We start from the raw sequence: 22,656 nt of genomic DNA on the forward strand, positions 1-22,656 counted from the left end.
CCGGGGGTGGCGGTTGCTTGCGTTCCCCGTACGCAATCGGGATCGGTGTTGATCTGGAACGTCGGAGCGCACCGGCGGCGCTGTCGTCGGGCGCGGCTCAACCGGGGAGGTCATCGGCGGCGCACTCGGGCCGGCCGGGGACGTCGGCGGCGCGCTCGGGCCAGCCGGGGACGTCGGCGGCGGCGCGCTCGGCGGGGCCCACGTAGTCGGCGGACGGGCGGATGATCTTGCCGAGCCGCTTCTGTTCCAGGATGTGCGCGCTCCAGCCCGCGGTCCGGGCGCTGGTGAACATGGTGGCGAACATCTCCGCGGGCACACCGGCGAAATCGAGGACCACCGCGGCCCAGAACTCGACGTTCGTCGCCAGCACCCGATCCGGTTTGCGTTCGCGGAGTTCGGCCAGCGCGGCGAGTTCGAGTGCGCGGGCCACCTCGTACCGGGGCGCCGACAGCTCCCGGGCGGCCGCCCGCAGGATCCGGGCCCGAGGGTCCTCCGCACGGTAGATGGCGTGTCCGAAACCCATCAGCCGTCGGCCACTGTCCAGAAGCTGCCGCACATACCGCCGGGGATCCGCACCCCGCTCCACGTCCTCGATCATGCCGAGTGCCCGCGCCGGCGCCCCGCCGTGCAGCGGACCGGACAGCGCGGCGATCGCGGCGGACAGGCAGGCCGGCGCGTCGGCACCGGTGCTGGCGACAACCCGGGCGGTGAACGTGGAGGCGTTCATGCCGTGCTCCGCGGCACAGATCCAGTAACGGTCGATCGCGGCGACATGGCGAGGATCCGGTTCCCCCTGCCAGGCGATCATGAATCGTTCGGTGGCCGTCTGGCCGTTATCGATCAGGCGCTGCGGCACCGGCGGAAGCCCTCGGTCCGCCGCGTCACCCGGCCGCGGGGTCGAGCGGGCGATCCGGGCCGCGTATGCCAGAACCGCGGCCGAGGCGGCGGCGAGATCCTCCCGGGCACGCTCGCCCGAGATGTCGATCAGCTGCCCCAGAGACCAGCGCGGGGCGAGGAGTGCGACCGCCGCCTGCAGGTCGGCACGCATGTCCCCGGAGCCGTCCACAGGCGGCAGGATCCCGGCCGGCGGCAGACCCCTCTGGAAGTCACCGTCGACGAGCAACCCCCAGACATCACCGAACGACACCCGCCCGGCCAGGGATCGGATGTCAACGCCGCGGTATCGCAGCGCCCCGCCGTCCCGGTCGGGTTCAGCGATCTCGGTGTCGAACGCGACGACACCGGCAAGCCCAGGATTGACAGTCAGCATGCCCTCAATGTGGGGATCAGACATGTTGATGTCAATGTTGATCCAGTCAATATGAGAGGATGGCGACATGGTGCCGGAACCGCTGCTCAACACCGCGGAGGTCGCTGCTCTGCTGGGCGTCAAACCCGCGACGGTGTATTCGTATGTCAGCCGCGGCCTCCTCGCCAGCCGCCGCAACGCCGACGGCAAGAACAGCCTGTTCGCCAAGTCCGACATCGACGTCTTCATAGCCGGCCGCGAACGCCCCACCACCCCCGGCATCGAAACCGGCATCACCCTGATCAGGAACGGTCAGCTCTACTACCGGGGCCACGACGCTATCCGGCTGGCCGGCAGCACCTCCTACGAGACTGTCGCGACCCTGCTCTGGACGGGCGAGGTGAGCGCCGCTCCAGAACCGGAAGACGACGGACGCCGGCCCTGGGAGCGGACGGCCGAGCCCTTCCCCGTGCACTCCGAGATGCGTGACCTCGCCCTGGACCTGACGTCCCGGCTGCCGGCGACCGCCCGCCTCACCGACCGGCTGCGCGTCATCGTCGCCGCGGTCTCAGCGGCTGACCCGCTCCGCTTCGACACCACTCCCGCCGCGGTGATCGCCACCGGCCGTCAGCTGATCGCGACGATGGTGCACGGCCTGGCACCGACATCCGGCGCCGCCGTCACACCCGCCTCCCTGACCCGGGCACTGTGGCATCGGCTGACCGGTGCGGAGCCGAGCGAATCGGGGCTGCGCGCTCTCAACGCCGCGCTGGTGCTCCTGGCGGATCACGACATCGCCGCGTCGACACTCGCGGCCCGGATCGCCGCGTCGACACGGGCACATCCCTATGCGGTGGTCAGTGCTGGACTCGCCGCACTGGACGGACCGTTGCACGGGGCTGCCAGCGGTCTCGCGTACGACATGGTGAGGGCGGCGTCCGCCCCGTCCGGCCCGATCGCGGCCGTCTCCGATCACCTGCGCCACGGAGGGCCGGTCCCCGGCTTCGGACATCCGCTCCACCCGGCCGGCGACCCGCGTGCGCGAGCACTGTTCGGGCTGATCGAAGACGGTCCGGCGAAGGAGACCGCGCTGCGGCTGGACGAGACGATGCGGGCCAGGTCGGGCACTGCCGCCAACATCGATCTGGCGCTCGCCGCCTTCACCCTGCACCACCGGATGCCCGCGGAAGCCGGCGAGGTGATCTTCGCGGTGGCGCGGACCGCGGGCTGGCTCGCCCACGCGCTGGAGGAATACCGTGATCGGCCGCTGCGCTTCCGCCCGACCGGAAAGTATGCCGGTCATCAGCCGCCCTAAATGCCCTACTCGCCAGTAGGCTGCGGGCATGACCGACCCGAACGCGTTGCCGTTGCTGGAGGCGTTGCACTCGACGCCGGCCCGTCGATACCTGTCCACCGAACCTGTCGACGACGACGTGATCCGCGCGATCCTGGACGCCGCGATCCGCGGGCCGTCCGCCGGGAACGGGCAGTTCTGGGCATGGATCGTGGTCCGCGACCCGGAGACGAAGAAGCAGATCGCCTGCTGGTACCGGGAGGGCTGGGAACGTCATTACGGCTCACGTCGCGACCAGATCCTGAACGCGCCCGCGGGTGGTCCGATGAGCCGGGCAAGCTTCCTGGCCGCCGATCATCTGGCCAACCATCTGGAGGAGGCGCCCGTCTGGATCATCCCGGTCATGCTGGGTGCCGCGAAGTCCACCAACCCGCGCCTGGGATCCTCGATCTACGGCGCCGTTCAGCATTTGATCCTGGCCGCCCGGGCGCACGGCCTCGGCGCCACGCTGACGACCTTGCACATCGGCCACGAACAGGACGTCCGCGATCTACTCGGCCTCCCCGAAGACGCGTTGACGATGGCCCTGATCCCGATCGGCCACCCGAGCCGCGGCCGCTGGTCCCAGCCGAAACGCCGCCCCCTCGACGAGGTCGTCCACTTCGAAAGATTCACGACCCCCTGATCGGGTACGCCAATCGCCGGCCCACCATCGCCGCCCAGGTCGTCACAGCTGCAACGTCAGCCGGCACTGCCACCGGTATCGCGCGACAGATCAGAACCATCTCCGCGGGCCCCGGAGGTCGGGCGCCAAAGCACTCGCCACGATGAATGTCATCCCACAGTGGGCCGAACCCAAACCGCCGCCGGGCAACTGACCCCGGTCGAGCGGTAGCCGGACAACCATCCACAGGCCGAAGGGCCACGGACCGGGCGGGCACCGGCCGGGGCGACCTCAGGCCAAGGTGGCTGTGAGGCGAGGATGGCCGCCGGGCGGGTGCGGCGCGGGTCAGCGGGCCAAGGTCGCGTAGTGGCCGCCGTGCTGGAGGAGGGTGTCGTGGGTGCCGGATTCCAGGATGCGGCCGTGGTCTATCACGGCAATCTGGTCGGCGTTGCGGATCGTGGACAAGCGGTGGGCGATGGTCACCGTGGTGCGGCCGGCTGACAGGGTGTCGAAGGCCTGCTGGACCGCACGCTCCGTCTCGTTGTCCAGCGCGCTCGTCGCCTCGTCCAGGACCAGGATGCGGGGGTCGCGCAGCAGCGTGCGGGCGATCGCGATCCGCTGTTTCTCGCCGCCGGAGAAGCGGTGGCCCCGGGAGCCGACCATCGTGTCGTAGCCGTCGGGCAGTGCGGCGATCAGGTCGTGGATCCGGGCGGCGCGGGCCGCGGCCTCGATCTCGGCGTCTGTCGCGTCGGGCTTCGCATATCTCAGGTTCTCCCGGATCGTGGTGTGCAGCAGGTAGGTCTCCTGGCTCACCACACCGACGATGCCTGCCAGGTCGGACAGTGCCAGGTCGCGGATGTCCACCCCGTCGATCGTCACCCGGCCCGAACCCGGGTCGTACAGCCGGGCGATCAGGGCCGCGATCGTGCTCTTGCCCGAGCCGGTCTCACCGACCAGGGCCAGCGACGATCCGGCCGGCACGTCGAGACTGACACCGGCGAGGGCGGCGGTGCTGCCCTCCCCGTACACGAAAGTGACGTCCTCGAATCTCAAATGCCCTCGTGGCTCGGTCAGCCGCACCGGAGCGGCCGGCTCCCGGATGTCGACGGGCAGGTCGAGGTACTCGAAGATGCGCTGGAACAACGCCAGCGACGCGGTCAGCGTGACGCCGACGTCGAGCAGGCTCATCAGGGGACGGAACAGGCCGGCCTGCAATCCGGTGAACGCGACAAGCGTGCCGATGCTCATCGCGCCGGCGGCGAACGGCAGCCCGGCCGCCAGATAGATCGCGGCGGGAATGGCGGCGAAGACGATGTTCATCGTGGCCATCCGCCAGCGGCCGGCCAGCTCGGAACGCAGCTCCAGGTCGATCAGGCGGGCCGACGATGCGGCGAACCGGCTGGTCAGCGCCCCCGTCGCGCCCATCGTCTTGGCGAGCTGCACCCCACTGATCGACAGGCCCTCGTCGATGATCACGTTGAGGTCGGCCAGCTCACGCTGGCGCTGGGCGGTGATGGCCTGGCGCATCCTGGCGACCCGGCGCGTCCAGTAGATCGCCGGTGGCAGCGCGACCAGCGACACCAGCGTGAGCTGCCAGGACAGGGCGGCCATCGCGACCAGGGTGGCGACGACGGTGGTCAGGTTGGCGGCGACCGAGGTGGCGGTCGAGGTGACCACCTGCTGCATGCCGCCGATGTCGTTGGTGATCCGGGACTGCACCTCACCGGTGCGGGTGCGGGTGAAGAACGCCACGGACTGCCGCTGCAGGTGCGCGAACACGTCGGTGCGCAACCGGTGCATGACCCGCTGGCCGACGGTCGTGGAGATCCAGGTCTGCACGACGCCGAGCGCGGATGTGGCCGCGGCGACACCGACCATGCCGGCCACCAGCAGGACGAGCAGCCGCAGATCCGACTGTGGAAGAGCGACGTCGATGACCTCGCGCAGGAGGAAGGGTGAGGCCATCGAGATCACGGACGATACGACGATGACGGCGACGACGACAGCGAGCTGCCGGCGATGGCCGGTGAAGAGGGCGCCGATGCGGCGCAACGAGACGGCGCGAGCCTGCGCCTTCTCCGCGGGGGTCGGTCTCCGCGGCGCGCCGCGACGTGGGATTTCCGCCAAGAGCGGTGCCTTTCTGTACGGGTATCCGAGCCCTGTCTCGGCTCGGGCGACATGCTGAGGTTACCTCATCATGAGGGAGCAACGGTAGTCGCTGGTATTTTGTTCCCGTGGAGGAGGACAACCTGCTGGAAGCGTTCTGGGCGGTCACCCGGCGGCTGCGTGAGCACACCCGGGTCACCCTGGAACCGCTGCACATCTCACCTTCGCAGTCCCGCGCCGTGATGGTGCTGTCCAAACATGGTGAGATGCGGCTCAGCGCCCTCGCCGAGCACCTGCGGATCGCACCCCGCTCGGCCACCGAGGTGATCGACGACCTCCAGCGCCGGGGTCTGGTCCAGCGCAAACCGGACCCGTCGGACCGCCGCGCCACCCTGGTCGTCCTCACCGAGCCGGGCGCCGACACCGCCCGCCGGATCCGCGAGGCCCGCGCCACCGAGGGCGAGCGCCTGTTCGCCGGACTCCAGCCGTCCGACCGGGCCGAACTGTCCCGCATCCTCCGGGAGATCCGCGACAGTCAGTGAACCGAATCGCGACCGCCGCGCGATAGCGAAGGAAGGGCACCGGACAGCGCGGCGGAACCGGAGGCTCGTATGCGGGGCACCGGCTGACCTGGCCGTTGAGAGCGATGACCATGGCGGCAGCAACGGCGGAGCGACGGGCTGGATGGGCGATGATGGCTCAGCGGGCGGACGAGACCGGCATCCAGCGACGGACCGCCCCGCCGACGACGACGGCGACCGGCCGCCCCGAGGGACGGCCGGTGCGCGGTTGAGGTGCCGAGACCTCACGGTGAGGTGGACGTCCCACGATGTGAGGAGCGGTCCCGGGGCGGGGGTTCAGAGGGCGCTTCACCGAAGGTGACCGTCATCGGAGCGGCTCGGACCGGCAGCGCACCACGTCAGCGGTAACGCTCGAAGCGGCACGGGCCGGCGGGTCGACACGTGAAGGCGGCCCTCAGAGCGGCACGGGCCACCGTCTCACCGGGACTCTCGAAACGGCACGGACTGACGTTTCACCGGATGAATGGCGAACCTCAGGGCAGCTCGGACGGGCGGAACGACGTGGTGCGGTCGCCCGCGTGGACGGTGATGGTCATGGCGTCGACCTCGCCGCCCTCAGGGCCCGGCCACCAGGCCGCCCACCAGCCGGACTTCACGCTGGCCTGGAGGAGCGCTCCGCTGTCCAGGCGGACCTCGATCGCGGTGACTCCGGGACCGGCCAGGCCGACGATGTTGGACCACTGGTCGTCGTCGCTGCCGTAGGAACTCATCGTCTCCAGGTTGATGGTCCCCTCGGCGGGAGCGGGCAGGCCGCCGGCGTCGGCCAGTCCCATCGAGGCGGCCCGGTCGCCGTCCCCGACCATCAGGCATTCGACGATGCTGCCGCCCTTTCGCATGATCAGCAGGGTGGCGTCCCCGCGCTGTTCGGCGAGGATGACGTCGGACGGCTTCGCGATCGTGGTCCCGCTGACCCCGTTGGCGGCGCACGCCCGAGCCTGCGGGAGCACCTGGTCACCGGTGCGGGCGGTCGGCATCGCGGTCCACGAGGCGATGGCCTCCTCGGCCGTGCCGGGGACCAGGGCCGGCACGGCGACGGCGGCTACCGCTCCGGCGGCCATCGCGGCGGCACCGGCGACGGCCCAGCGCCGCACCATCGGGGTCCGGCTGGTGGAGGTGTGGGCGGTTCCGTCCATCACACGCTCCACGAAAGCCTCCGAGCGGGCCCGCTCCATCGCGGTCGGTTCGCGGTCCCGGGCGGGGTCGAGGACGGCGATGCGGTCGAGGTCGTTCACGGCTGCGGCTCCTTGATGATCATGGCGGTGGAGGCGGGCAGAGCGCCGGGAAAGGAGGACGGGGGTGCGACCGTTCGCTGGCCGGGCGGAAGGTGACCCGAACCGCTCACCGGTGCGACCGTTCGCTGGCCGGGCGGAAGGTGACTCGAACCGCTCACCAGTGCGGCCGGCCCGGCCGAGGACGACGGGTCGGGGCCGAGGGCGGTTTGGAGGCGTCGGCGGGCCCGGGTGAGGCGCATGGCGAAGGTGGAGCGCCGGCAGTTCAGCACGGTGGCCGCCTGATCGGCGGTGAGGCCGTCGAAAGCGATCAGGGCCAGCACTTCCCGGTCGCCGACGCTCAGGGTCTTCCATGCCCGGACCAGGTCGAGCCGGGTGTCGGCACCGAGGGCCCCGTCGGGGACGTGCGATTCGGCGGCACCCACCCGGACGTCCAGTGCCTTGCGGCGCAACCAACCACGGGTCTGGTTGGCCATCACACGTCTGGCCACCGCGAACAACCACGGTCGCGCATCGTCGGGGATGTCGCTGAACCGTCGCCACGCGGTGAGGAAGACGGTCGACACGATGTCCTCCGCCTCATCCGCCGGCACCCGTCTCTCGACGAAACGCAGCAGGTCAGCGTAGGTGTCCCGGTGTAGCGCCCGGAACCGCTCTTGTTGGTCCATGCACCCTACCTGTCCGGGAGGCGAAAGCCTGCCACACCCGGTCGCAAGAAAACTTCCGATTGGGTACGCCCGTGCGAAGCCCCGCGGGCCACCCTCCACGTGCGCGTGCCGAGTTGTGGCTCGATTCGAGCCACAACTCGGCACGCGGGCTGACCTCGATCACGAAGCTCGCTAGCGGGTGGGGCGTACCAGGGCGGCTACGCAGGCCACCGCGCCGGCCGCGCACAGCAGGGCGAAGTAGAGGCTGGACGGCACGGTGAGCAGGCCCACGCCGTCGAGGATCCCGGTGCCGACCAGAACGGCCAGGAACCACAGGACCGCCACCCGGGACACGTGGGCCACCGCGGTCCGGGCCGCGCCGGGGTGGGAACGCGAGGGCCGGCCGGGGTGGATGCGCAGCGACTCGGCGTACTCGTCGGCGGCCAGGGCCAGTGACGCGGCGTCGATGGCGGTGCTCATCGCCAGCTCGAACGCGCGCAGGGCACTGCGCGCGCCGGCGTGGCTGTAATCGATCGCCAGCGCCCGGCCTACCGCCTCACGAGCGCTCAGCGGGCGGCCGATGGCGAACAGGGCCATGCCGTACGTCACCATCAAATCGGCGTCGTAACCGGCCATGTCGGCCACCACGCGCAGACCCTCGGCGGCGTCGGTGGGCAGGCCGGCCGCCAGTTGCGCGGCGGCGAGCCGGGTGTGCAGGCGCGGGTTGCCGGGGTCCTCCCGGCAGGCGGCGGCCGCGGCGGCGATGGCCTCGGCGTGGTCGCCCAGTTGTGAGTGGGCGCTGCTGAGCCAGTACAGCGACTCGATGCCGTACGGATCCAGGTGCCACGCGGCCTGCGCGGCGAGCAGTGCGCCGGCCGGGTCGCCGAGGTCGAGGCGGGCCCGGGCCATCCGGTGCCAGCCGCCGGTGTTCTCCGGTTCCCGGCCGACGAACGGGGCCAGCAGGCGGGCGGCGTTCTGGGCGCGGCCACGGGCGAGCAGGGCGTCGGCCTCGGCGAAGAGCAGCTCGGTTTGCACATCGCTCTCGATCGGCAGCGACCCCGGCGGGTTGGGGAGGAGCCTCGGTGCACGTGCGTTGCAAACGACGGGGCCGTCCCGGACCGGCCCGATCCCGGCAAGCGTGACCGGGGCGAGGCCACCCCGGCGAGGGCCGGTCCGGGTGGGGTGGCCAGACGAGGGCGCGGTGCTCAGTTCTCGCGCAGCTCGTCGCGGTAGGAGACCAGCGAGCCGATCATGCCGTTCAGAAAGCGCTCCACGGTCTCCAGCTCGCCTACGCTGAATCCGTTCATCACCGCGTCGGTACGGGGCGCCAGCGGGGTGAAGAACGTCTGGGCCAGGGCCATCCCGGCCTCGGCGTACCGCAGATGGACGACCCGGCGGTCGGTGCTCTCCCGGGAGCGCCGCAGGTGGCCGCCGCGTTCCAGCCGGTCGATCAGTGCCGTGGTCGCGCCGGAGGTCAGGCCGATGGTCTCGCCGAGCCGTCCGGGAGTGAGCGGACTGCCCTTCCGCTCGGCCTGCATCACGGCGAGCAGGGCCTGCATGTCGGTGGCGTGCAGCCGGTGCTGGTTGGCGAAGGCGTGACCGATGTGCTGGGCCTCGGTGCTGTAGGCGTTCAGCAGATCGACGAGTTCCCGGCGCAACCGCGCGCGTTCCGCGGCCTCTGATCCTTCCACGGGGGTAAGTGTTGCAGATCCACTCCCAGTCGTGAACAATCTCGATCGTAAAGATTCTTATTCTTGAAGGAAAAATAGAGATGGGGCACACCGCATGAAGAGGGCATGGGCGACGCTCCTCCTGGCCCTGCTGCTAGGGGGGCTCGTCTTCGGGTTCGCCGGGTCCACCGAGACCGACAATGACCCCACCTCGTCGCTGCCGTCCTCGGCCGAGTCGACACGGGTCGCCGAGCTGCAACGGGAGCTTCCCTCCGGGCGTACCAACCCGGCGTTGATCGTGGTCGCCAAAGGCGGCCAGGCGCTGACCGACGCCGACCTGGTCACGGTCAAGGACCTGGGCCAGCCGATCCTGTCCGAGGACCGCAAGGCGGCCATCGTCACGGTGCCGCTGGAGGCCACCGGCGACGCCAGTGTGACGAGTGCCGCAGTCGAGGAGCTGCGGCAGAAGGTGTCCACCGGCCTGCCCGCCGGAGTGACCGCCGAGGTCACCGGCGGCGCCGGGTTCAGCGCCGACCTGTCGAACAGTTTCAGCGGCGCCAACACCCGGCTGCTGATCGTCACGGTCGTCGTCGTCACGATCCTGCTGCTGGTCACCTACCGCAGCCCGATCCTGTGGATCGTCCCGCTGTTCGTCGTCGGGTTCGCCGATCAGCTCGCCGCCAAGCTCATCTCGATCCTGTCGCAGCACACCGACCTGGCCATCAACGGGTCCACCACCGGCATCGTCACGGTGCTGGTGTTCGGCGCGGGCACCAACTACGCGCTGCTGCTGATCTCGCGGTACCGGGAGGAGTTGCACAAGTACGACGACCGGTTCGAGGCCATGGCCAAAGCCCTGCGCGGGGCCGGCCCGGCCATCGCCGCCAGCGCCGGCACCGTCATCCTCGCCCTGCTCACCCTGGTCCTGGCCAGCCTGCGCAGCAACACCGCCCTCGGCCTGACCGCGGCCGCCGGTGTGCTGATCGCCGCCGTCTTCGCGCTGCTCGTCCTGCCGGCCGCGCTGGTGCTCTGCGGGCGCGGCCTGTTCTGGCCGTTCATCCCCCGGGTCGGGCAGGCCGGGCCGGAGGACGGCAAGGGTTTCTGGGCCCGGGTCGGCCGGATGGTCGTGCACCGGCCGGTCCAGGTGACCACCGCCGCCGTGCTGGTGCTCGGGGTCCTCGCCCTCGGCGGCCTCGGCACCAAGGTCGGGCTGTCCCAGGCCGAACAGTTCCGGGTCGAGGCCGAGTCGGTGCGCGGCCTGGAGACGCTCAGCAAGTACTTCCCGGCCGGCGCCGCCGGTCCCGCGGTGATCCTCGCCGAGCCGGGCAAGGCCGAGCAGGTGCTCACCACCGTCTCGTCGACCGAGGGTGTCGCCCAGGCCCGGGTGGCCGAGGAGACCGCCACCCAGGTCAGCATCAGCGCCGTGCTGGTCGCCGCGCCGGACACCGCCGAAGCCTTCGACACCATCCGTGACCTGCGGGAACGTCTGGACGGCGACGCCCTGGTCGGGGGCACGGTCGCGACCGCCCTGGACACCCGGGACGCCGCCCGCCGCGACCTGGTGGTGATCGTGCCGGTGATCCTGATCGTGGTGTTCATGGTCCTGGTCGTGCTGCTGCGCGCCCTGGTCGCCCCGGTTCTGCTGATGGCCACCGTGGTGGTCAGCTTCGTGGCGTCGCTGGGCGCCGGATCGTGGCTCTTCCGGAACGTCTTCGACTACCCGGCACTGGACAACTCGGTGCCGCTGTTCTCGTTCCTGTTCCTGGTGGCGCTCGGTGTCGACTACAACATCTTCCTGGTCACCCGGGCCAAGGAGGAGGCACCGGCCCGTGGCACCCGGGACGGCATGGTGCACGCCCTCGCGGTCACCGGCGCGGTGATCACCAGCGCGGGCATCCTGCTCGCGGCGGTCTTCGCGGTACTCGGCGTGCTGCCGGTGGTCACGCTCACCCAGATCGGTGTCATCGTCGGCATCGGTGTGCTGCTGGACACGCTGCTGGTGCGGACCGTGCTGGTGCCCGCCCTGGCCACGCTCACCGGCGACCGGTTCTGGTGGCCCGGCCGGCCCCAGCTCACGGCCGAGCAGGCCAGCGGCAATCCCGGCGCACGCCCGGCGGCTGACGGCGAGCCCGGCACGCGTCCGGCACACGGCGGCGAGCCCGACACGCGTCCGGCGCACGAGGGCGAGCCCGGCACGCGTCCGGTACACGGCGGCGAGCCCGGCACACGAGCGGCGGCCGACGGAGACCCGGCCGGCCGGGCCAAGGTGGACGAGCCGACCGCCTGACTCACCGGCTGACAGGGTGCCGGGTGACCCGTACCGGGTCACCCGGCACCTGCCGTTCCGGCCGCGATGCCGAGCAGCCGGTCGATGTGGTCCGCCACGCCGTCGCCGGACAGTGCCCGGCCCCGGTCCAGCACGGTGATCCGGTCGGCGACGCCGCGGGCGAACCGAACGTTCTGTTCGGCCAGCAGCACCGCCACACCCTCGGCCGCGATCATGGTCAGAGCCTCGGCCAGCCGGTCGGTCACCGCCGGGGCCAGGCCTTCGGTCGGCTCGTCGAGCAGCAGCACCCGGGGCCGGGTGAGCAGCGCCCGGGCCAGCGCCAGCATCTGCTGCTGACCACCGGACAGCTGGTCCGGCCGGCGCGGCAGCAGATCGTCCAGGTCCGGCAGCAGCGCGCGGACCCACTCATCGTCCCGGCCGCCGGGCACCGGTCCCGGGTCCCCGGCAGACGCGCGAGCCCACTCGAAGCCCCGGCCACCGGACGCCGGCCTCGGGTCCCCGGCAGACGCGCGGACCCACTCGAAACCCCGGCCACCGGACGCCGGCCTCGGGTCCCCGGCAGACGCGCGGACCCACTCGAAACCCCGGCCACCGGACGCCGACCTCGGGTCCCCGGCAAACACGCGAGCCCACTCGAAACCCCGGCCACCGGACGCCGACCTCGGGTCCCCGGCAAACACGCGAGCCCACTCAAATCCCCGGGAACCGGAGAACACCGGCGGCTGGCACCGGATGGCCCGAGCCCGCTCGAAACCCCGGGCACCAGACGCCAGCCTCAGGTGCTCGGCGACGGTGAGACGGCTGAACAGGCGTCGGCCTTGCGGGACCAGGGCGATACCGTGGGCGGCGAAACGATGCGGGCGGCCGATCGGCAGATCCGCCCCATGGACCCGGATCCGGCTGCCGAGGGCTGGGGCGAGCAGCCCACCCAGGGCGTTGAGCAGCGTCGACTTGCCGGCGCCGTTGCGCCCGAGCAGGGCGTGCACGGTGCCCTCGGTCACCTCCAGATCCACGTCGTCGAGGACTGGGGCACCCCGGTAGCCGGCACGCAGCCCGGTCACCGACAGCGCCACCGCACCCCGGCGGATCGGCGCACCGGACCGGGACTCCGGCCGACCGGGGTCGTGCGGTCTGCGCCGGCCGGGAGCGCCCGGACTGAGGTAGGCCTCGCGGGCCGCCGGGTCGGCACGGACCTCGCCGGGGGTTCCGGTGCACAGACGACGGCCGCGATGCAACACGGTGACGGTGCCGGCGAGCTGCCAGACCAGGTCGAGATGATGGTCGGCCAGGATCACCGTGATCTCCGGGGGCAGTGCGCGCAGCACCGCGATGAGCCGCTGGACATCGTCCGGAGCCAGTCCGGCGGAGGGCTCGTCCAGCAGGAGCAGGGTGGACGAGGCGGCCAGAAGCATGGCGATCTCGACCAGGCGACGCTGGCCATACGGGAGACGGCCGGCCTGTTCTCCGGCCCGCGCGGCCAGTCCCACCAGGTCGAGCGCATCGGTCACGGCCATCCCATCCGGGTCGGACGCGTCGGTCACGGCCATCCCAGCCGGGTCGAGCGCATCGGTCACGGCCATCCCGGCCGGGTCGAGCGCGTCGGTCACGGCCGTCGCGGCCGGGTTGAGCGCATCGGTCACGGCCGTGCCGGGCCGTCGCGGCGGGACGGCCAGTGCCACGTTGTCGGCGACGGTCAGCGACGCGATGACGCCGGGATGCTGGAAGGTACGGCCGATGCCGCGCCGTGCACGGGCCGCCTGGCCGACACGGGTGATGTCGTGGCCGGCGTGGACGAGGCGGCCGGCGGAGGGGCGGAGACTGCCCGCGATCAGGCTCAGCAGGGTGCTCTTGCCGGCGCCGTTCGGGCCGATCACCGCATGCCGGCTGCCCGCCGTCACGGTGAGGGTGACGTCGTCCACGGCGGTGACCGCGCCGTACCGGCCGGTGACGCCGTCCACTCTCAGGATCTCGGTCATCCGGTCCTCCCGAGGCGGGCGATCAGCGGGCGCGCGTACGCGACGGTCAGGAAGAGCAGGCCCAGCAGCAGCGGGCTCAACCCGTCGGTGCCCGCGCCGACACCGTCCCGGACCGCCACCACCAGGGCTGCTCCAAGAGCTGCTCCGGGCAGGCCGCCACCACCGATCGCGGCGGCCAGCAGGGCCAGCGAGGCGGTCTCGAAGCCGATGTCGGCCGGCGAGAGATAGCGGTTCACCACCACCAGCAGGCCACCGGCCAGACCGGCCACCACTCCGGCGACGGTGTACCCCACGGTGAGGGTGCCGGTGACGTGATGGCCCAGTGCGGTCATCCGGGGTTCGTGCCCGGCGATGCCCCGCAACGTCAGGGCGATGCGGGAACGCTGGAAGAACCACAGGCCGGCGGCCACCGGCGTGACCACGGCCAGCGCGAACCAGTAGAGGTGGGCGGGACCGGTGAGCGGCGGACCGCCCGGCCACGGATGGGCCGCCGGGACGTGCAGGCCCTCGTCGCCGCCGGTCACCGTGGTCCAGCGGGACGCGGCAGTGGCCATCAGCGACTGGACCGCGAAGGTGGCCATCAGGAAGGTGGTCCCCCGGGTGCGCAGCAGCATCGGCGCGGTCACCGCGGCGGCCAGTCCGGCGGTGAACGTGGCGGCGGCCAGCAGCAGCGGCGCCTGGGTGTGCCCGGCACGGCAGAGCAGGGCGGCGGTGTAGGCGCCCACCCCCAGGTAGGCGGTCTGGCCGAAGGCCGGCAGCCCAGCGCCGGTGATCAGCAGCTGGGTGCTCACCGCGAGCAGGGCGAAGACCATGGTGTACGCGGCGATCGTCACCGGATGCGGACCGGCAACCGTCGGCACCAGCACGGCGACCGCGAGCCCGGCGGCCCACAGCGCGTGCCGCGGGGCGAGGACGAAGCCGGTCATACCGTCCTCCCCCGGGTCACCAGGATCAGCAGGACCAGTGCGAACAGCAGGAAGGCGGCCATCGTCGGCGCGGTGATCACCCCGACGGTCTGGACCTGGCCCACCAGCAGTGCGGCGGCCAGGGTGTGCGGGACCGAACCGGCGCCGCCCACCACCACGACCACCAGCGACATGATCAGCACCTGGACGTCCACGCCGGGGGCCGGACCGAGCAGTGGGGCGCCGAGCACCCCGGCGAGGGTGGTGACGGCGCCGCCGACGGCCAGGGCGGCGATCCGGACCCGGGCGGTGTGGATGCCGGTCGCCGCGGCCATCGCCGGATCGCTGACCGTGGCGCGCAGGACGATCCCGGCGCGGGTACGCCGGACCACCAGATGCAGGGCCACCGCCAGCAGCGCCGCGACGGCGATGAACAGCAGCCGGTGGACCGGATAGCCGTGCCCGGCGATCGGCACCGACCCGGCCAGGGCTGATGGCGGCTCGGCGGGCAGCGGAGCGGCGCCGAACAGCTCGGTGAACACCCAGCCGCCGGTGAATGCCAGACCGAGGGTGACGAGCGCCTGGTCGAGATGGCCGGCACCGGCCCGCAACGGGCGCAGTGCCACATGCAGCAGTCCACCGCCCGCGGCGCCGGCCACCATCGCGGCGAGCGCGGCCAGTGCGAGCGCGGTGAGACCGCCGTCGGTGACGGACCAGGCGAGGTACGCGCCGCCCAGGTAGAGGGTGCCGTGCGCGAGGTTCAGCACGTCCAGCACCCCGAAGATCAGGGCCAGTCCGGCGCTGACCGTGAACAGCAGCAGCCCGTAGGCCACCCCGTCCACCATGGTCGCCGCGTACATCCCCATCGGTCAGTCCCGGACGCCGACGGCGGTGTGGGCCGGGTAGGAATACCCGGTGACCGACGGGTCCTCCATCGCGGCGCGCAGCACGCTCAGCTGTCTGCCGGTGACACCTGCCGCGAGCAGCGGTGTCTCGAGCTGGCGGCTGTTGCAGCCGTGCAGTTGCATGCCGGGCTCACCGCCGGTCCAGTGCCGGTTGTGGACCACCGCGGTCACCCGCAGCCCGGTGCCGTGGACCGCGTCGGGCAGCCGGCGGGCCCAGCCGGCCTCCATGCCCCGGGCCTCCCCCGCCTCGATCATCGCGGTCTGCATGGCCAGGAAGGCGTCGATCACCGGCGCGGGGGCGGTGAGCAGCATGTCCTGCGGGCGGGTGCAGTCCCAGTCGGTGATCACCAGGCGGCCACCGGGTTTGAGCGCGGCTGCGGCCCGGGCCAGGACCTCGTCGCGGTTCGGCAGGTGCATGAAGAGCAGCCGGGCGTGGATCAGGTCATAGCGGCCGGTGCCGAGGTCGGTGGTGGTGACGTCGGCGGTCCGGACGGTGATCAGCTCGTGCTCGGCCAGGTGCCGCGGATCGGTGTCGACGGCGTCCACCCGGGCCCCGCGCCCGGCCAGGAACCGCGCCACGCTGCCCGCGCCGGCACCCAGGTCGAGGCAGGTCCAGCCGGGTTTCGGGCCGAGCGGCCGGAGCACGTCGCGGGTGTGCCCGTCGAGGATCGCGGCGAGCAGCCAGACCTGGCGGGCGGCCTCGGCGGTGGCATTGTCGAACAGGTAGTGCACGGGGCGGCCTCTCAGTTGGTCAGGGTGGTCAGGGTCTGGGTGACGACGTTCGCCCGGGTCCGCCCGTCGGTCCGGACCTGCCGCAGGTAGTAGGCCTGGTTGGGGCTGTGCAGGCTGCCGAAGCGCCACTCGCCGCGCGGGCTGTCGACCGAGCCGCCGGCGCCGATGGCCGCGTTGATGCTCGGCCCGGTCGGGTCGTCTCCGGCCGCGGCGATCGCGTGGTCCAGCAGCAGCGCGGCGTCCCAGCCGGTCACCGCGTACACGTTCGGGGGTGTGCCGTAGCGGTCCTGGTAGGCGGGGGCGAACGCGCGGTTGGCGGCGTTGTCCAGGTTCGCCGCGTAGTTCAGCACGGTGTGGACGCCGTCGGCGGACTCGTTCTGCGCGCCGAGGACCGCTCCCTCGGTGAGGAACCCGGCGCCGTAGAGCGGGATGTCCAGGCCGGACTGGCGGTACTGCTTGACGAAGTCGACGGCGGCGGTCCCGGCGTAGAAGGTGTAGACGGCCTTGGCGCCGGAGTCGCGGATCCGGTTGAGGTAGGGCAGGAAGTTGGTGGTGGCCGGCCACGGTGTCCAGGTGGTCTTGCCGTCCGGGTTGGCGAGCCGCCCGCCGACCGCGGCGAACGCGTCGGTGAAGCCTCCGAGCTGGTCGTAACCGCCCTGGTAGTCGGGACCGATCACGTAGACCGGGCCGTCGATGGTGTCCTTCAGATGCCGGGCGACGGCCTGGCCCATCTCCCGGGACAGCCAGGACGTGTGCCAGGTGTAACCGACGTCGTCGAGGGTGGACGGGCGGCCGCCGGTGCCGATGAACGGCACCCGCCGCTCGGTGGCCGGGCCGGCGACCGCTGCCGCGGCGTCGGCGCTCGCCGTGCCGACCAGGACGGTGACCCGGTCGCCGTCGAGCAGTTTGCGGGCCGCGGCCAGGGCGGAGGCCGCGCCGGCACCCTCGTCGGCGGTGACCGTGGCGACGGTACGCCCGCCGAGCTTGCCGCCGTGCGCGTCGAGGTACAGCTGCCAGCCGGCGGCCTGGTCCTTGCCGAGCGCCGCGTACGGCCCGGAGGACGGCCAGATCAGCCCGATCGTCAGGGCTCCGCCGGACGGGGCGCTGTCGTCCAGGCTGGAGCCGGAGCATCCGCTGGCGAGCAGGAGCACGCATCCCGCGTACAGAAATCGTCTCAAGGGTCTTCTCCGGTCTTCGTGGTGGTCAGGCCGCGGTGACGTGGGCGGCGCCGGGCTCCAGGACCCGGCCGGCCGCCTCGCCCAGGCGCAGCAGCTCGTGGTGCACCCGGCCCATGTCGGCGTCGAGTCCGGCCAGCGCGGTCAGGACGAGCCGCCGGGATGGTCGCTGGACGAGCACCCAGCCGTTGTCGAAGTTGACGACGATGTCGTGCACCTCGCCGGCCCGGATGAAGGTGGACATGCCGACGGCCAGGCCGATCAGCCCGGAGGTGCTGGCGCCGAGCTGGTCGCGGACCGCCGGGTCGACGCCGCTGCTGGCCGCGATGGGCAGGCCGTCACCGGAGACGGCGAGGGCGTGGCTGACGTCCGGGTTCTCCGAGCAGAAGCGGTCGAGCAGGAAACCGAGGTTCGCGGGGGTGGGGGTGGGGTTCATCAGGAGGGGCCAATCTGTGTGCTGGTGGAACGGGAGACCCGGACGCTGGCGGCGATCGCGGCCATGCCCCGGCTCACCACCGAGCGGTCCGGGGGCGTCGCGGCGGTGGCCCGGCCGGGCTGTTCGGTCACCGGGACGGCGTGCCGGCCGGGAACCCGGATGGGCAGGCCGTGCTCGGTGCCACGGGGTGCGGGCAGGCCGTGCCCGGTGCCGCGAAGTGCGGGCAGCGCCTCGAGGACGGCGCCTCGGGGTGCGGGAATCACCCCGGCGACGCTGCTCCGGGGAGCGGGTATCACCGCGGGGACGGCGCCCCGGGGTGCCGGGAGCGCCTCGGCGACGGTGCACAGGTCCTCCGGGACCATCACGTCGGCGCGGGTGCCGCCGGGGCCGGAGCGCAGGGACACTCCGAGGCCGAGCCGGGAGGCGATCCGGCCGACCACCGGCAGTCCCATGTGCTGGGCCGTCTCCACGTCGAGGGAGAAGGAGGAGAGACGCTCCAGAAGGTACGGGAGACGGTCCTCGGGGATGCCCACCCCGCTGTCGCTGACCTGGACGTGCACCCGGTCGCCGACCTGACGGGCGGCCACGTGCACCGGACCGCCGGGTGGGGAGAACCGGATCCCGTTGTCGACCAGCTCGGTGAGCACGTGCACGAGCTCCTCGGCGTGCTCGGCGGTGATCAGCACCGCGCGGTCCACATAGGTGTCGTCGACCTGGTCGTACGCGTTGTGCACCCGGCTGATCGCGGCCTTGACCACGTCGGTGAGCGGGATCGGGCGGCTCGCCGGCTGGCCGGCCCGGCCGCCGGAGAAGACGAACAGGTTGGCGATCAGGCGCTGGATGCCGGTGGCCCGCTGGTCCAGCTCGAACAGGCGGCGCAGCCGGGCCGGATCCTCCTCGTCCTGCTCCAGGGCGTCGATCGCGGCCATCACCCGGTGGCCCTGGCGTTGCAGCTGGCGGGCCAGCGCCTCCATCACGGTGGCGATGACCGTCTGCAGCTCGGCCTGGTCGGCGGCGAGGCTGACCGCGGTCCGGGAGACGTGGTTGAAGGCGCGGGCCACCTCGGCGATCTCGTCGGTGCCGGTGATCGGGACGGCGGTGCCGGCGTGCTCGATCAGGGCGGCGGCGACAGCCGGGTCGGGCCGCCCGGCGGTGAGCCGGCCGACCACCGTGGGCAGGGTGGTGGTGGCGGTGGTGGCCGCGCCGTGGGTGAGTGCGCGCAGCGACCGGGTCATCGAGCGGGTGACCCACCAGCCGACCGTGACCAGCACGACCAGGCTGGACAGCACCAGGAGGGCGAGCAGGACGATCTCGCGGTGGCGGGCGTCCCGGTCGGCGGTGACGCTCGCGACCAGCTCGGTGTCGAGGGCGCGCTCGACGGTGTGCAGCCGGTCCATCCGGGCACCGAACGCGGCGGACCACTGGCGGGATGGGACCGCCCAGGGCAGGCGGGTGGCGGGTGGGCTGTTGGCCGCCAGGGCCTGGAGCCGCTCGGCCTCGGCGACCGCGCCGGTGGCGGGCTGGGCGATGAGGCGGTCGGACCAGTGGTCCGGGGCGAGCCGCCGGAAGGCCTCCATCGCCTCGCCGTGGGCGGCCGAGGCAGCGACGGTCTGCTGCTGCTCGGCGGCGGTGAGGCGCCGGGCGGCGAGGGCCGGCAGCACGGTGACCTGGAGCTGCCCGAGGGCTTCGACGCCGTCGGACAGGGTGGCGACGGCGCGCAGCCGGGTGGCGGTGCCGGCGCTGACGTCGAGCTGGGCCATGCCGGCGCGGTAGCCGATCAGGCCGGTGATCATCGCCCGGTAACGGAAGACGACCAGGCTGGCCGTCACGTCCCGGCCGCTGCGGACCTGCTCGCGCAGCAGGGGCAGGACGCTCAGCGTGGCGGCCGGTGGGCCGGTGAACCGGCTCCGGACCTCGTCGGTGAACCGTCCGGCCTCCTGGTAGGCGGTGACCGCGTCGGGACGGGACGCCTGCGCGAAGACCAGCGCGGCGGCGGCCCGCTCGCGTTGGAGCGCGGCGGTCAGCTCGCCCGCGGTTCGGCTGTCGCCGACCAGGCGGCGGGCCTGGTCGGCTCGGGATGCCGCGACTGCCGCGCTGTGACCGATCACGCCGGCCAGCGCCAGGATCACCACCACGGTCGGGGTGATCACGAAGGCCAGTTTGGTGCGGATCGGCCGGTCGGTCAGGCGCGGCAACGCCAGTCCTACGGTCTTCATCGTTGTCGGTTTCCTATCGGGGTGTCGTGCCGCATCGGGTCCGCCACCGGTCCCGAGCGGCTTTCATCAATCCGATCACGGGGCCGCTGAGCGCGGCAGATACCGACTTGAGGTCCGACTTCGAGGGCACCTGACTTAACGTCCATTAAGGACTGGAATTCGCATTGTGACCTTGATCGGTGATGGCGAACAATCGGCCGATGTTCATGCCACGGGGTCCCCATGCCGCGCCGTCCTGACGCGGTCATCACGCCGAACACCGCTCTGCTGACCTGCCGCCGGAGCACGCCGTCCCCACGCCGGCCCGGCCAGGCGCTGTCCCGCGGCGAGTTCGCCGACGCGGTCAACGAGGCGCTGCACGCGCTGTATCCGGCGGCCACCGCGTCCGCCCTGGCCGTCGACGCGCGCTGGGTCGGCAAGCTGGAGCGCGGCGAGCACCGGTGGCCGTGTGCCGAGCGCCGGGCCGCGCTGCGCCGGGCCACCGGGGTCGTCACCGACGCCGCGATCGGTCTGTACAGTCCACGGCTGCCGGCCGGCGGCACGGTCCGCGCGGACCGGGAGCGGCCACGGGAGCTCGACGTGACCGCGCCGCACCCGGCCCGCCGTTATGGGTACTGGCTGGGCGGCAAGGACCACTTCCCCGCCGACCGGCGGTCCGCCGCCGCGATCGAGCGGGTCTTCCCCAGCATCGTCACGGCCGTCCGGGAGAACCGGGCGTTCGTCCGCCGCGCGGTCCGCTATCTGGACCGGCGTGGCGTCCGGCAGTTCGTGGATGTCGGCGCCGGCCTGCCCACCAGGGAGAACACCCATGACATGGTGTCCGGCGGGCGGGTCCTCTATGTGGACAACGATCCGATAGTGATGGCGCACGCCCGTGCGCTGCTCGACGACGGGCCACGCGGGCGGACCGCCTGCCTGGAGGCCGACCTGCGTGATCCGGGGGCCATCCTCGGGCATCCGATGGTGGATCTGCGCAAGCCGGTCGGGCTGTTGATGGCCGCGGTGCTGCACTTCGTGACCGACGACGAGGCGGCCGGGACGGCGGTCAAGGGGCTGGTCGGCGCCCTGCCCAGCGGCAGCTTCCTGGTGGTCAGTCACGCCACACTCGACTTCACCGACCCGGGGCGGGCCGCGGCGGTCCCGGCGCTCGCCCCGGATCTGCGGCCCCGGCCCAGGGCGAAGGTCGCCGAGTTCCTGGACGGGCTGGACGTGGTCGAGCCCGGCCTGGTGGCGGTCTGCGACTGGCGGCGGCCCGGGCCATACGGGCCGACACCGGCCGAGGTGGCGATCTACGGCGCGGTCGGCCGGTTACCGTGACGACCCCACCTCAGCAAAGGACCGAAGGCCGGCCACCGCGACAGCAGCCCACCGGCAATCCGAAAAGGTCACCGCGACAGCGGCACACCGGCGAACCGAAAAGCCACCGCGACAGCAGCCCACCGGCGAACCGAATAGGTCACCGCGACAGCGGCACACCGGTGAAGGGCACCGCGGCCGGGACCGGGGTGTCCCCGGCCGGGTGGCCCCAGAGGCCGCGGCGGCGCAGTTCGGGAAGGACACCCTCCCCGAAGCGGTACGCCTCCTCGAGGTGCGGATACCCGGAGAGGATGAACTCGGTGATGCCGAGGGCGGCGTACTCCTCGATCCGGTCGGCGACCTCACGGTGGCTGCCGACCAGCGCGGTGCCCGCCCCGCCCCGGACGAGTCCCACCCCGGCCCACAGGTTCGGTGCGACCACCAGGCCGTCCCGGTCACCGCCGTGGAGTTCGCGCATCCGCTGCTGGCCGACCGACTCGCTGCCGGCCAGGCTGGCCTGCACGGCTTCGACGTCAGCCGGGGACACGTTGCGCAGCAGGCGTTCGGCCTCCGCCCAGGCCTCGTCCGTGGTGTCCCGGGTGATCACGTGCAGGCGGATGCCGAAACGCATACCCGGTTCGAGGGTGCGGATCCAGGCCAGCTTCTCGGCCACCCGGGCGGGCGGTTCACCCCAGGTCAGGTAGACGTCGGCGTGCTCGGCGGCCACCGGGCCGGCCGCCGCGGACGAGCCTCCGAAGTAGATGCGGGGCGTGACGTCCGGAACCCGCGCGAGCCGGGCTTCGGCCACCCGCAGATGCTGTCCCTCGTACGAAATCGTCTCTCCGCGCAGCAATGCCCGCACCACGGTGAGGAATTCGCCGGTCCGCTGGTATCGCGAGTCCTTGTCGAGGAAGTCGCCGAATTGGCGCTGCTCGTGTGATTCGCCGCCGGTGACGACGTTGAGCAGCAGGCGGTTTCCGGAGAGGCGCTGGAATGTGGAGGCCATCTGCGCGGCGAGGGTGGGTGAGATCAGGCCGGGGCGGAACGCGACCAGGAATTTGAGTCGTTCGGTGACTTCCACCAGCATCGCCGTGGACAGCCAGGCGTCCTCGCACCAGGCGCCGGCCGGGGTCAGCGCGCCGACGAATCCCAGCTGTTCGGCGCTGCGCGCGATCTGGCCGAGATATGCGGTGGTCACCGGGCGGACGGTGCCGCCGGTGAGTTCGCGGCTGTCGCCGTTGGTGGGCAGGAACCAGTGGAAATCCATGGGGCCAGACTATCCACAACT

19 protein-coding genes are annotated in these 22,656 nt (G+C 72.2%); 5 read left to right on the forward strand and 14 right to left on the reverse strand.

What is annotated here, in order from left to right; translation table 11 throughout:
* Nucleotides 1–97: 97 nt before the first annotated feature.
* Nucleotides 98–1,270: a citrate synthase 2 gene (locus ACQ0O7_RS27950; protein WP_430785968.1), complete on the reverse strand. Its 1,173-nt coding sequence runs from the start codon at nt 1,268–1,270 to the stop codon at nt 98–100.
* Between the two features lie 67 nt (nt 1,271–1,337).
* On the opposite strand from ACQ0O7_RS27950, the gene ACQ0O7_RS27955 reads away from it, so the two are divergent.
* Entirely contained in the window at nt 1,338–2,564 is a 1,227-nt protein-coding gene (locus ACQ0O7_RS27955; protein ID WP_430785970.1) for a citrate synthase, read from the forward strand.
* A gap of 28 nt (nt 2,565–2,592) precedes the next feature.
* On the forward strand, nt 2,593–3,228 hold the full coding sequence (locus tag ACQ0O7_RS27960; RefSeq protein ID WP_430785972.1) for a nitroreductase family protein: 636 nt from the start codon (nt 2,593–2,595) through the stop codon (nt 3,226–3,228).
* 324 nt (nt 3,229–3,552) lie between these two features.
* Here the strand turns inward: ACQ0O7_RS27960 and ACQ0O7_RS27965 are convergent, their stop codons facing one another.
* The gene (locus ACQ0O7_RS27965) at nt 3,553–5,325 is read right to left on the reverse strand and encodes an ABC transporter ATP-binding protein (RefSeq protein WP_430786297.1); all 1,773 of its coding nucleotides are present in this window, start codon (nt 5,323–5,325) and stop codon (nt 3,553–3,555) included.
* 116 nt (nt 5,326–5,441) lie between these two features.
* On the opposite strand from ACQ0O7_RS27965, the gene ACQ0O7_RS27970 reads away from it, so the two are divergent.
* On the forward strand, nt 5,442–5,855 hold the full coding sequence (locus ACQ0O7_RS27970) for a MarR family winged helix-turn-helix transcriptional regulator (protein ID WP_430785974.1): 414 nt from the start codon (nt 5,442–5,444) through the stop codon (nt 5,853–5,855).
* A 512-nt stretch (nt 5,856–6,367) separates the two neighbouring features.
* On the opposite strand, the gene ACQ0O7_RS27975 is transcribed toward ACQ0O7_RS27970, so the two are convergent.
* The 4 genes from ACQ0O7_RS27975 to ACQ0O7_RS27990 all read right to left on the reverse strand — a co-directional run bounded on the left by ACQ0O7_RS27975 (nt 6,368) and on the right by ACQ0O7_RS27990 (nt 9,461).
* Nucleotides 6,368–7,126, reverse strand: coding sequence for a hypothetical protein (locus tag ACQ0O7_RS27975; RefSeq protein WP_430785976.1), 759 nt, complete (start codon nt 7,124–7,126; stop codon nt 6,368–6,370).
* Entirely contained in the window at nt 7,123–7,791 is a 669-nt protein-coding gene (locus ACQ0O7_RS27980) for an RNA polymerase sigma factor (RefSeq protein WP_430785978.1), read from the reverse strand. The genes ACQ0O7_RS27975 and ACQ0O7_RS27980 overlap by 4 nt, the downstream gene beginning before the upstream one ends.
* A gap of 171 nt (nt 7,792–7,962) precedes the next feature.
* Complete coding sequence (locus ACQ0O7_RS27985; RefSeq protein ID WP_430785980.1) at nt 7,963–8,805, reverse strand: tetratricopeptide repeat protein; 843 nt, start codon at nt 8,803–8,805, stop codon at nt 7,963–7,965.
* 170 nt (nt 8,806–8,975) lie between these two features.
* On the reverse strand, nt 8,976–9,461 hold the full coding sequence (locus ACQ0O7_RS27990) for a MarR family winged helix-turn-helix transcriptional regulator (RefSeq protein ID WP_430785982.1): 486 nt from the start codon (nt 9,459–9,461) through the stop codon (nt 8,976–8,978).
* A gap of 94 nt (nt 9,462–9,555) precedes the next feature.
* Between ACQ0O7_RS27990 and ACQ0O7_RS27995 the strand changes: the two genes are divergently transcribed.
* On the forward strand, nt 9,556–11,727 hold the full coding sequence (locus ACQ0O7_RS27995) for an MMPL family transporter (protein WP_430785984.1): 2,172 nt from the start codon (nt 9,556–9,558) through the stop codon (nt 11,725–11,727).
* 38 nt (nt 11,728–11,765) lie between these two features.
* Here ACQ0O7_RS27995 and ACQ0O7_RS28000 read toward each other — a convergent pair whose 3' ends face one another.
* From ACQ0O7_RS28000 to ACQ0O7_RS28030, 7 genes are read right to left on the reverse strand one after another with little or no spacing between them, the layout of a single operon-like run.
* A complete protein-coding gene (locus ACQ0O7_RS28000; protein WP_430785986.1) occupies nt 11,766–13,703 on the reverse strand; it encodes an ATP-binding cassette domain-containing protein in 1,938 nt (645 codons plus the stop codon).
* Nucleotides 13,700–14,629 carry a branched-chain amino acid ABC transporter permease gene (locus tag ACQ0O7_RS28005; protein WP_430785988.1) on the reverse strand — a complete coding sequence of 310 codons (930 nt, stop codon included), beginning with the start codon at nt 14,627–14,629 and terminating at the stop codon, nt 13,700–13,702. The genes ACQ0O7_RS28000 and ACQ0O7_RS28005 overlap by 4 nt, the downstream gene beginning before the upstream one ends.
* Nucleotides 14,626–15,474 carry a branched-chain amino acid ABC transporter permease gene (locus ACQ0O7_RS28010; RefSeq protein ID WP_430785990.1) on the reverse strand — a complete coding sequence of 283 codons (849 nt, stop codon included), beginning with the start codon at nt 15,472–15,474 and terminating at the stop codon, nt 14,626–14,628. The genes ACQ0O7_RS28005 and ACQ0O7_RS28010 overlap by 4 nt, the downstream gene beginning before the upstream one ends.
* 3 nt (nt 15,475–15,477) lie before the next feature.
* Nucleotides 15,478–16,245 (reverse strand): class I SAM-dependent methyltransferase, encoded by a 768-nt coding sequence (locus ACQ0O7_RS28015; protein ID WP_430785992.1) that lies wholly within the window; start codon nt 16,243–16,245, stop codon nt 15,478–15,480.
* An 11-nt stretch (nt 16,246–16,256) separates the two neighbouring features.
* The gene (locus ACQ0O7_RS28020) at nt 16,257–17,423 is read right to left on the reverse strand and encodes an ABC transporter substrate-binding protein (RefSeq protein ID WP_430785994.1); all 1,167 of its coding nucleotides are present in this window, start codon (nt 17,421–17,423) and stop codon (nt 16,257–16,259) included.
* A 25-nt stretch (nt 17,424–17,448) separates the two neighbouring features.
* Complete coding sequence (locus ACQ0O7_RS28025; protein WP_430785996.1) at nt 17,449–17,856, reverse strand: roadblock/LC7 domain-containing protein; 408 nt, start codon at nt 17,854–17,856, stop codon at nt 17,449–17,451.
* Nucleotides 17,856–20,072 carry a sensor histidine kinase gene (locus tag ACQ0O7_RS28030; protein ID WP_430785998.1) on the reverse strand — a complete coding sequence of 739 codons (2,217 nt, stop codon included), beginning with the start codon at nt 20,070–20,072 and terminating at the stop codon, nt 17,856–17,858. The genes ACQ0O7_RS28025 and ACQ0O7_RS28030 overlap by 1 nt, the downstream gene beginning before the upstream one ends.
* Nucleotides 20,073–20,294: 222 nt before the next feature.
* Between ACQ0O7_RS28030 and ACQ0O7_RS28035 the strand changes: the two genes are divergently transcribed.
* Nucleotides 20,295–21,389: an SAM-dependent methyltransferase gene (locus tag ACQ0O7_RS28035; protein WP_430786000.1), complete on the forward strand. Its 1,095-nt coding sequence runs from the start codon at nt 20,295–20,297 to the stop codon at nt 21,387–21,389.
* A 139-nt stretch (nt 21,390–21,528) separates the two neighbouring features.
* Here ACQ0O7_RS28035 and ACQ0O7_RS28040 read toward each other — a convergent pair whose 3' ends face one another.
* A complete protein-coding gene (locus ACQ0O7_RS28040; RefSeq protein ID WP_430786002.1) occupies nt 21,529–22,635 on the reverse strand; it encodes an LLM class flavin-dependent oxidoreductase in 1,107 nt (368 codons plus the stop codon).
* Nucleotides 22,636–22,656: the final 21 nt, after the last annotated feature.

Origin of the sequence: Actinoplanes sp. G11-F43 (assembly GCF_050589265.1) — a bacterium.
Classification (GTDB): domain Bacteria; phylum Actinomycetota; class Actinomycetes; order Mycobacteriales; family Micromonosporaceae; genus Actinoplanes.

Excerpts from the sequence above, each read along its gene's own strand:
- ACQ0O7_RS27950 (WP_430785968.1), bottom strand. The coding sequence starts at position 1,270 with ATGCTGACTGTCAATCCTGGGCTTGCCGGTGTCGTCGCGTTCGACACC.
- ACQ0O7_RS27955 (WP_430785970.1), top strand. The coding sequence starts at position 1,338 with ATGGTGCCGGAACCGCTGCTCAACACCGCGGAGGTCGCTGCTCTGCTG.
- ACQ0O7_RS27960 (WP_430785972.1), top strand. The coding sequence starts at position 2,593 with ATGACCGACCCGAACGCGTTGCCGTTGCTGGAGGCGTTGCACTCGACG.
- ACQ0O7_RS27980 (WP_430785978.1), bottom strand. The coding sequence starts at position 7,791 with ATGGACCAACAAGAGCGGTTCCGGGCGCTACACCGGGACACCTACGCT.
- ACQ0O7_RS27995 (WP_430785984.1), top strand. The coding sequence starts at position 9,556 with ATGAAGAGGGCATGGGCGACGCTCCTCCTGGCCCTGCTGCTAGGGGGG.
- ACQ0O7_RS28000 (WP_430785986.1), bottom strand. The coding sequence starts at position 13,703 with ATGACCGAGATCCTGAGAGTGGACGGCGTCACCGGCCGGTACGGCGCG.
- ACQ0O7_RS28005 (WP_430785988.1), bottom strand. The coding sequence starts at position 14,629 with ATGACCGGCTTCGTCCTCGCCCCGCGGCACGCGCTGTGGGCCGCCGGG.
- ACQ0O7_RS28010 (WP_430785990.1), bottom strand. The coding sequence starts at position 15,474 with ATGGGGATGTACGCGGCGACCATGGTGGACGGGGTGGCCTACGGGCTG.
- ACQ0O7_RS28025 (WP_430785996.1), bottom strand. The coding sequence starts at position 17,856 with ATGAACCCCACCCCCACCCCCGCGAACCTCGGTTTCCTGCTCGACCGC.
- ACQ0O7_RS28030 (WP_430785998.1), bottom strand. The coding sequence starts at position 20,072 with ATGAAGACCGTAGGACTGGCGTTGCCGCGCCTGACCGACCGGCCGATC.
- ACQ0O7_RS28035 (WP_430786000.1), top strand. The coding sequence starts at position 20,295 with ATGCCGCGCCGTCCTGACGCGGTCATCACGCCGAACACCGCTCTGCTG.
- ACQ0O7_RS28040 (WP_430786002.1), bottom strand. The coding sequence starts at position 22,635 with ATGGATTTCCACTGGTTCCTGCCCACCAACGGCGACAGCCGCGAACTC.